This window comes from Planctomycetota bacterium (assembly GCA_026387035.1).
GTDB lineage: Bacteria > Planctomycetota > Phycisphaerae > FEN-1346 > FEN-1346 > JAPLMM01.
The window spans coordinates 1-8,349 of sequence record JAPLMM010000224.1 but is presented as its reverse complement, the minus strand read 5'-3'; the positions used below and the strand labels follow the sequence as shown (position 1 = coordinate 8,349).

7 protein-coding genes and 1 pseudogene are annotated in these 8,349 nt (G+C 63.6%); 1 reads left to right on the top strand and 7 read right to left on the bottom strand.

Going from position 1 to position 8,349, the window contains the following annotated elements; genetic code table 11:
• Positions 1 to 1,763 (top strand): annotated as a pseudogene (gene lon, locus NTX40_08055) (endopeptidase La).
• Between the two features lie 83 nt (positions 1,764 to 1,846).
• Here lon and NTX40_08050 read toward each other — a convergent pair.
• The 7 genes from NTX40_08050 to NTX40_08020 form a co-directional block, all read right to left on the bottom strand.
• Positions 1,847 to 2,662, bottom strand: a complete 816-nt coding sequence (locus NTX40_08050; GenBank protein ID MCX5649033.1) for an FRG domain-containing protein — start codon at positions 2,660 to 2,662, stop codon at positions 1,847 to 1,849.
• An 87-nt stretch (positions 2,663 to 2,749) separates the two neighbouring features.
• Positions 2,750 to 3,397, bottom strand: coding sequence for a hypothetical protein (locus tag NTX40_08045; GenBank protein MCX5649032.1), 648 nt, complete (start codon positions 3,395 to 3,397; stop codon positions 2,750 to 2,752).
• 103 nt (positions 3,398 to 3,500) lie between these two features.
• The gene (locus tag NTX40_08040) at positions 3,501 to 3,848 is read right to left on the bottom strand and encodes a hypothetical protein (protein ID MCX5649031.1); all 348 of its coding nucleotides are present in this window, start codon (positions 3,846 to 3,848) and stop codon (positions 3,501 to 3,503) included.
• A gap of 229 nt (positions 3,849 to 4,077) precedes the next feature.
• Entirely contained in the window at positions 4,078 to 4,623 is a 546-nt protein-coding gene (locus NTX40_08035; GenBank protein MCX5649030.1) for an adenine phosphoribosyltransferase, read from the bottom strand.
• A gap of 42 nt (positions 4,624 to 4,665) precedes the next feature.
• Positions 4,666 to 5,508, bottom strand: a complete 843-nt coding sequence (locus NTX40_08030; protein MCX5649029.1) for an RNA polymerase sigma factor RpoD/SigA — start codon at positions 5,506 to 5,508, stop codon at positions 4,666 to 4,668.
• A 359-nt stretch (positions 5,509 to 5,867) separates the two neighbouring features.
• Positions 5,868 to 7,697, bottom strand: a complete 1,830-nt coding sequence (locus NTX40_08025; protein MCX5649028.1) for a 30S ribosomal protein S1 — start codon at positions 7,695 to 7,697, stop codon at positions 5,868 to 5,870.
• Positions 7,698 to 7,824: 127 nt separating this feature from the next.
• Positions 7,825 to 8,349: 4-hydroxy-3-methylbut-2-enyl diphosphate reductase (locus NTX40_08020; protein ID MCX5649027.1), on the bottom strand; the 525-nt coding region annotated here is incomplete at its 5' end.

Below are 8,349 nucleotides of genomic sequence, written 5' to 3'. Positions count from 1 at the left end.
GGCGGAGCGGCTGCGGACGGTGGCGGAACTGATGCAGCGCGAAATCGGGGTGCTGGAACTGGCGGACAAGATCCAGTCGGACGCGCGTTCGAGCATCGACCGGACGCAGCGCGAGTATTACCTGCGCGAGCAACTGAAGGCGATCCAGCGGGAACTGGGCGAAAAGGACGAGGGGGCGCAACTGGCGGAGGAACTGCGGCGGGGTCTGGACGCGGCGGGGATGCCGAAGGCCGTACGCCGGGAGGCGGAGCGCGAACTCGGGCGCCTGGCGGTGATGCCGATCCAGGCGCCGGAATACAACGTGGTGCGGACGTACCTGGAGTACCTCATCGAGTTGCCCTGGTCGAAGAGCACCGAGGACCGTCTGGACCTGGCGAAGGCAGCGCGGATCCTGAACCGCGACCACTACGGCCTGGAGAAGCCGAAGAAGCGGATCCTGGAGTTTCTGGCGGTGCGGAAGTTGCGTGCGGACCTGCGGGGGCCGATCCTGTGCTTCGTGGGCCCGCCGGGGGTCGGCAAGACGAGCCTGGGCCAGAGCATCGCGCGGGCGATGGGCCGAAAGTTCGTCCGCGTGAGCCTCGGTGGCCTGAGGGACGAGGCGGAGATCCGGGGCCACCGGCGGACTTACGTCGGCGCGCTGCCCGGACGCATCATCCAGGAACTCCGGAAAGTCGGGGTGAACAACCCGGTGTTCATGCTGGACGAGGTGGACAAACTGGGCCAGGACTGGCGCGGCGACCCGACGAGCGCGCTCTTGGAGGTGCTGGACCCGGAACAGAACTACTCCTTCACGGACCACTATCTGGACGTGCCGTTCGACCTGACGCGGGTGCTGTTCATTGCGACGGCGAACGTGCTGGACCCAGTGCCTCCGGCACTGAAGGACCGGATGGAGGTCATCGAGTTGCCGGGGTACGTGGAGGAGGAGAAACTGGCGATTGCGCGGCGGTGCGCTTCGTCAGATCATCCGATACTACACGCACGAGGCGGGGGTGCGGAACCTGGAGCGTGAGATCGCCTCCATTTGCCGGGGCATCGCGCACCAGGTGGGCGAGGGGAAGCGTCGGCCGGGGCTCATCACGGCCGGCAAGGTGGAAGGGTTCCTGGGGGCGGAGCACTACCTTCCGGAAGTCAAACTGCGGACGAGCACGCCGGGCGTCGCCACGGGCCTGGGATGGACGCCGGCGGGCGGCGACATCCTCTTCGTCGAGGCGACGGCGATGCCGGGCACCGGCAAAGTGAACCTGACGGGCCAACTGGGCGAGGTGATGAAGGAATCGGCCCAGGCGGCGCTCTCGTACATCCGCTCGCGGGCGGACCGGTGGGACATCGACCCGGAGATTTTCAGCAAACAGGACCTGCACATTCACGTGCCGGCGGGGGCGATCCCGAAGGACGGCCCGAGCGCGGGGATCACGATCTTCAGCGCCCTGATGAGCCTGCTGACGAAGCGGAGCACGCGGAGCGACGTGGCAATGACGGGCGAGATCACGTTGCGCGGGCTGGTGCTGCCCGTCGGGGGAATCAAGGAGAAGGTGCTGGCGGCGAAGCGCGCCGGCATCGACACGGTCATTCTGCCGGAGCGGAACAAAAAGGACGTGGAGGAGATTCCGGCGAAGATCCGCCGGCGGATGCGATTCCACTACATTCGCGCGATGGACGACGCGCTGCCGCTCGTCCTGGCCGACGGCAAACTCGCGCCCGGATCGTGCAAGAAACGGTCCCGCAAGAACCCGTCTGCGGCCGCGACCCGCAGGAAGTGACACCCACGGACCGCGGCTGCCCCGTTGGGGCCGGGGCGAAGTTTACCCGTCCGTGGCGGGGCGTCCCCCGATCCCCATGGGTGTCACCGGAACTCTCGCCTTTCAATCTCCTCGTACGCTAGGGTTGCTAACAGGCTTTCTTCGCTTCCGAACAACGAGTATGCTGTAATGTTCATCATTTGAAGTTTATCGAGGACCTTGGCTCTTTCCGCTTTCGGGATGATAAACTTGGTCAGAATATCTTGGTCCTCATCATTTCTTTTGAATGCCTCCTCGTGGCTACAATAGAGGTATTGGTCGCTCGACTTCTTCTCGCAGAAAGTGAATTCCGTTTGCTGGATAACGTGCCGCTTGTGGGTTGTTATAGTTGGTCCGCAGCCCACAATGTGCGCCTCATTTCCCCAGCTCTTCCCGAGATCGCCGTGTTCCCTAAACGCATATATGGCCACATTGGGTTCATCTTGTTTATCGGGTGTTGCAGACTGGAATGCGAAGAAAGCGGCAACATAAAATGATCGCGTCCAGTCCAGAAGGGGGGATGGGAAGCCGTGGAGCCTCAGATACACCATGAACTCATACTCTTGTGGAGGACGGGGAGGACGAAGAGAACTGCCATCATTACGGGTGTATTTGTCATAGAACTTCCAGCGCGTTCCGGTGCAGGACTCAACGACAGGCCTGACGGAGCACACGACATTATAGTAGTCTTCTGGGGAATACTGTCTGGTCGAGTACCGTTCAAGAGTGGTTCTTAATTTCCACGACGCTCTCTCTTGGCCACGAAAGAGCACTGGAGAAAAGGCCTCTCCTTTTTCCTTACGCTTCTTTTGCCGGTCTTCCCAAAGCACCGTGGCTTTGCTCTCGAATTCCTCGAAGGTTTTCAACTCAACCTTGTCCATTTTACGATCTCCCCTGCTCGCTTCTTGCCAGATAACCTGATCTCAGCGCCAACTTGGCTCGGGGCCAGTCACCACCAGGCAAATGCCTTACGGGGCTTGCCAGATGGGCTTGCCGTTCTCGTTGAACAGACGCAGTTTCGGTCCGTCCTCGCCCGCGTCCAACCCGGCGCGGGCCGTGCCCTGTTCATCGCACAGGCGCAACATTGGCCCGTCCTTCATCACGGCCAACGCGGCGCGGGTCTTGTCTTTCTCGTCGACTAGGATCAACGAAGGGCCGTCCTTGTCTCCGTCTAAAATGGCGCATGGCCTGCCGGTCTCGTTGCACAAGGCCAGCGTCGGGCATTCCTCACTCACGGCCAGCATGATGCGGCGCTGGCCGTACTCGTCGAACAGGTCCAGCGACGGCTCGTCCTTCTGTACATTCAGCCAGGCGCGGCGATGGCCTTTGGCGTGTAGGGCCACCGACGGCCCGTCATTGTCCACCATCAGCCATGCGTGTGCTTTGCCGGTCGCGTCGGACAGGGACAGCCACGACGCGCCCCCGGCCACGTGCAGCCAGGCGCGGCGTTCGCCCTTCTCGTCGAACAGGTCCATAGACGACCCGATTTCCGAGGTCCTCAAATCTGCCCGGGGTTGGCCTTTCTCATCCTCGATGATGAGTTGTTGTGTGCGGACGCACTTTCGTAACTCGATCAGTTCCCGCTCCAAATGGTCAAGGCGTTCTTCCGTGGTCATTTGAAGCCCCCTTTCGATTTGACCTGATGCCAAGACGATATTCCGCCAGGGCGATTGGCCCGATAGCGAGCCGGGCTTCCCGTTTGTGAAGATTCTGTCCCTCTTAGGGTTCGTCTTTCACTTTTTTGTGTGCGCTACCTCTTATCACTTCGAACTTGGGATTTTCATTTGTACCGCAATTGTGACTTACTCCAAAGTACTCGTTTTGTGATTCTGCATAATTGTATCTCTCCGCTTCTCCAATGGTACGGAACCAAATTTGTCCTGTCTTTGTATCAAGAACATAAACTGCCCCACTCGCGCTTACCGATATAGCATATCGGCCCTGCGTGGCCCACACAACAACCAAGGCTCCAAGGCATAGACCCAAGCCGGCCAGCAGCCAGCGGTTGCGGCGCTTCGCGCGGGCCAACTCGCGCTCCAGGTTTTCCAAACGTTCTTCCGTGGTCATCTTAAGCCCCTTTCAATTACCGATTTGACGCCAAATGGTTTATGGAATGGCCTGACGATAGGTTACTCACGCCGGGGCACGGCAACAAGGGCAATATGGGTTCTTTGCGCAGCATGGCAGGTGCCACGGTAGGGAACCCGTTCGACTACGCTGCGCTTCGTTCAGGGCAGGCCGTGCCCGCCCGCGCCTCTCCCGCCTCAGTTACCCAGTCACTCAGTTACTCAGTCACTCAGGTCTCGTCGGCATAAACTATCTGCGAGCGGACGGGATAGCCTTCGAGTTTTTTGCGGCCGGCGAGGAACGCGAGTTCGATCAGGAACTCGATGCCGAGGATGCGTCCGGCGGCCTTTTCGACCATTTCGCAGCAGGCGGCCATCGTGCCGCCCGTCGCCAAGAGGTCGTCCACCATCAGGACCCGCATTTCCGGCTGGATGGCGTCGGCGTGCATCTCGATCGTGTCCGTGCCGTATTCCAGGTCGTAGGTTTGCGAGACGGTCCTGGCGGGGAGTTTGCCTTTCTTGCGGACGGGAACGAAGCCGGCGCCGAGGGCGACGGCGATGGCGGCGCCGAAGATGAATCCGCGCGACTCGGCTCCGACGACGACCTCGACCGATCCGCCCTCGTACGGTTCGGCCATGCGGCGGACGGCCTCGCGCAGGGCCGTGGCGTCCTGGAGGAGCGGCGTAATGTCGCGGAACATGATGCCGGGCTTCGGAAAGTCGGGGATGCTGCGGATTTTCGATCGCAGGTCAAGGCCGGGTGCGGCATCGTTCATGGGGCCTCTCCTTCTCCGGAAAATCGGCGGGGACCTCGCGCCTCAGGCCGGGCTGACGGCGACCGGCACGGGGGAGTCCTCTACTTGGCTTCGGATGGCCGCGGTGATGCACCACAGCGCCCCGTGTTCGATCTGGCGGACGCGTTCGCGCGTCAGCCCGATCTTCTCGCCGATCTCCTTCAGGGACATGGGGTTGCATCCTTCGAGGCCGAAGCGCATCCGCAGCACCGTGGCCGCCCGCTCGTCGATGGAGTTCAGGGCTTTCATGACCGCCGCGGCCCGGCGGTTGTCGAGAATGACGTCGACCGGGGATCGGCATCCCTCGTCGGCGAGCATTTCGGAGAGGGACCACTCGGCATCGTCGGAGACGGCCTGGAAGGGGGAACTGAACGCGCGGGCGGCGCTGGCGATGACATCGACTTTCCTGCGCGACAGGCCCATGGCGCGGGCGATCTCCGTCTGCGTCGGCCGGCGGCCCCGCTCGCCCTCCAGCCTCGTCGCCGTTCGCCGCCACTTGTTGATCATGTCCACCATGTAGGGGGGGATATCGACGGGCTTGACGGCGCTGATGAGGCTCTTCTTGATGGCCTGGCGGATCCACCAGGAGGCATAGGTGGAGAATCGGCACCCCGCGGCGGGGTCGAACCTCTCGACGGCCTTCAGGAGGCCCAGGTTTCCCTCCTCGATGAGGTCCAGGAGGGTGAGGCCCCGGCGGGAATAGTTTTTCGCGATGGAGACGACGAGGCGGAGGTTGGAGCGGATCATTTCGTCGCGGGCCTTGTTGTCGCCCTTGTGGATACGCCTCGCTAGAGAAATTTCTTTCTCCCGCGTAAGCAGGGGCGTCTGGTTGATTTCGCTCAGATACAACTGCAGGCCGGTATCCATACTACGTGCACCCCTCATGCGCCGCAGGCCCGACGGGCGACGTGTCACCACCCCTTAGCCGTGCGCTGCCCCCCGCACGGCAAGCCCCCACCAGAAAACGTGCAACGCGAGTCGCCGATCGGAGCCGACCCGATGTGCCACTTTATTTTAGCACCCCTGCCGGGGCCAAGGCAAGACTTTTTTCCCGAGATTTTCCGCCGAGCCGGGGGCGGCCGCGCGGGGGGTTCGCCGCCCCGCTTGTCGAAGCGCAGCGGAGACCTGCCGTAGTCCCGGCGCGCCGGGACGAAGGCTGGGCGGGGCGCTGGTCCCGGCGCGCCGGGACGCGGGGCAAGCCCCGCGGCAAACCCCGCCGGCTCGGCCTATTCCTCGGTTTCCTCGGGCTCGGATTCCGGCTGGTCGTCGGCGTCGGCGTCCAGGAGCGTCGTCCCGAAGAGGGTCGTGCCGTCGCCCTCTTCGTGGGCCTCGTCCTCGACGTGCTGGATGCCGCCCAGTCGCGGCTCCTCGCGCGGAGCGGATTCGCCTTCGGCTTGCTCTTCCTCGGCGGCCCACTGGACGCGTTTGAGGCTAAGGCCGATCTTCCGCTCGTCGGCGTCAACGCGGAGGACTTTGACTTCGAGTTCCTGTCCCGGCTTGACGATCTCCTCGGGGTTCTCGACCTTGTGGTCCGCCAGTTCCGAGACGTGCAGGAGGCCTTCCAGGCCGGGCTCGAGTTCCACGAACACGCCGAAGTTCGTCACCTTGGTCACCTTGCCTCGGATGACGGCGCCGGCGACGTATGCCTCCGGAATCCGCCGCTCCCAAGGGTCCTCTTCCATCTGCTTGAGGCCCAGGGCGACGCGTTTCTTGTCCTGGTCCACGCTGAGGACGACGCAGCGGACCTTCTGGCCTTTTTCGAACATCTCGGACGGATGGCTGATCTTCTGCGTCCACGACATGTCGCTGACGTGGAGCAGGCCGTCGATGCCTTCCTCGATCTCGACGAACGCGCCGTAGTTGGCGAGGTTCCTCACGACGCCCTCGACGACTGTTCCCGGCGGATACCTTTCCTTGACCAACATCCAGGGGTTGACCTCGGTCTGCTTCATGCCGAGGCTGATCTCCTGCTTGGCCTTGTCGATCGCCAGGACGACGACCTCGATCTCTTCACCGACGCTGACCACCTCCGACGGGTGGTTGATGCGCCGCGTCCAGGACATCTCGCTGACGTGCACGAGGCCCTCGATGCCTGCCTCGAGCTTCACGAACGCGCCGTAGGGGGTGATGTTGGCGATCTCGCCCTTGACTTTCGAGCCGATCGGGTACCGCGCCTCGATGTTGTGCCACGGCGAGGGGCTTAACTGCTTCAGGCCCAGGGCCACCTTCTCTTTCTCCCGGTCGATGCTGAGGATCTTGATCTGGACTTGCTGGTCGATCGCGACGACCTCGCTGGGATGGCCGACCCGGCCCCAGGCCAGGTCGGTGATGTGCAGCAGGCCGTCGATGCCGCCCAGGTCCACGAACGCCCCGAAGTCGGCAAGGTTCTTGACGACGCCCTTGCGCGTCTGGCCGACGCGCATCGTGCTCAACAGGTTGCGCTTGGCTTCCTCGCGTTCCTCCTCGATGAGGCGCCGCCGGGAAACGACGATGTTCCGCCGGTCGGCGTCGATCTTGAGGATCTTGCACTGGATCTCCCGGCCGAGGTAAACCGACACGTCGGACGGTCGGCGGACGTCCACCTGGCTGGCCGGCAGGAAGACCGGCACGCCGATGTCCACCAGCAGGCCGCCCTTGATCTTGCGCGTGACGCGGCCTTTGACGACGTCGCCTTCCTTGAACTGCCCGAGGACGCGTTCCCAACCCTTGATGCGGTCCGCCTTGCGCTTCGACAGAAGCACCAGGCCGCTCTCGTCCTCGACGGCTTCCAGAAGGACATCCACTTCGGCGCCCGGCTCCGTCTCTTCGGACCTTTCGAACTCTTCGAGCGGGACGCTCCCCTCGCTCTTAAAGCCCACGTCAATCATCGCGTCGCTGCCGACCACGCGAACCACCCGCCCACGGATCACGCTGCCGACCTCAAAACTCTTGATCGAATCCTCGTATAGATGCTCCAGGTGCCCCGGCTGCTCCGTCCCGCCGAGCACCGCATTGACTTCCTGATCGATGTCCGGATCGTTCAGGCCGTATTCGCGTTGAATTCGACTTTTCAGCATTTTCCTGGGAAACCTCCCACTTGGGCGGCGGCAAGACCGTTTGCGCGCCCGAACGCCGGGCCACTTGCCCGCCGCATACCCTGGACCGCGACCGGACCGCCCGGCCGCAAAGACCCGGCACTCTAGGCTATTGCTTCCGGGATTGCAAGCCTCTAATCCGCTCCGAGGCCGCCTCGATAATCCAGTGCGGGGTCGAGGCCCCCGCCGCTATCCCCACCCGCCGCCGGCCTCGCAGATGCTCCGCCCGGACCTCCCCGGCATGCTCCAGGTGGTACGTCTCCACGCCATGGGCCCGGCACAGTTCGGCCAGGCGGTTGGTGTTGGCGCTGTTGCGGCCTCCGAGGACGATCATGACGTCCACCCGCTCCGCCAATTGCGCCGCCGCCCGCTGACGGTCCACCGTCGCCGCACAAATCGTGTTGACCACGCGGACCTCGGGGAGGTCGCGGCCGATCAGCGCGGCCGCCATCTCCCGAAACCGCTCCGGAGAGAACGTCGTCTGGGCCACCAGGGCCACCCGCCCCCCGAGGTCCAGGGCCGTCAGTTCCGCCACGCGGCCGACGACGACGGCGCTCGGCGCGTGGCCGAGGATCGCCCGGACCTCCGGATGGGCGGCCTCGCCGGCGACGACCACGCGGTATCCTTGCTCCGC